At 68.1% G+C, this 733-nt stretch carries 1 protein-coding gene; it reads left to right on the top strand.

The window, feature by feature from the left end; all coding sequences use genetic code 11:
• On the top strand, positions 1-733 hold a 733-nt coding region (locus HV796_RS42965; RefSeq protein ID WP_175233642.1), incomplete at both ends, for a hypothetical protein.

Genomic DNA, 733 nt, shown 5'->3' with positions numbered 1-733 from the left:
CGTACCAGAGGATAAGCGGCCGGTGGCGATGCGTCGCTCGGAGGGCGGGACATGGCAGGATCCGCAAACGCTGGCGCACTACGCGCAGATCGGAGCGAAGCTGTACCGGGTTGCGAAAGACGAGGCCGCCTCGAGTGGTGGGTATGTGGTATGGAATCCGACGGACGCCTATGGCGGCGGACGGGAGCGGACAATCCGTCTGGAAAACAGGGATGGCCAGTGGCAGCGGGCGCGCAATGTTCCGGGTCTGAAGGGCGGGGCGCCGGAACCGGCGCGTCTGCCGCAGTTGCCAGCTGATGACGTGGACATCGAGCTCGCCAATCTGGACGACAGGCCACGTCCTCAGGGCCCGGGTGCGGACCCGGCCGGCATGGAGGCGCTGGTTAACCGGGCCTATGCGGAGCAGGCGCGCGGGCTGCCGCTTTCCGATGCAGAGCAGCAGATCCACGACAGCCTGTTCGCACCCGGGCGGCAACAGCCTGCTGCCCCCCACCAGGGCGGCGATCGCGCAGAGGCCCTTGCACGCCTCGTGCCGACATTACCTGAACACATCGACGCACTCATGCCCGCACCCCCTGTCCACGGACCCGGCGGTTCGTCCTCCGTCGCCGGAACTGCGGCGCGTCAACGCGCGATGGAGCGCATGGGAGCCCGACAGCGCGCGGCCAACACTTCACTGACACGGCTTACCTCAGATCGCGCCGCGAATGGACCGGCCGCTCAGCAGGCTCAA

Origin of the sequence: Paraburkholderia humisilvae (genome assembly GCF_902859855.1) — a bacterium.
GTDB classification, from domain to species: Bacteria; Pseudomonadota; Gammaproteobacteria; order Burkholderiales; family Burkholderiaceae; genus Paraburkholderia; species Paraburkholderia humisilvae.
The sequence above is the reverse complement of the archived record's forward strand: the minus strand, read 5'-3'. Positions and strand labels throughout refer to the sequence as shown.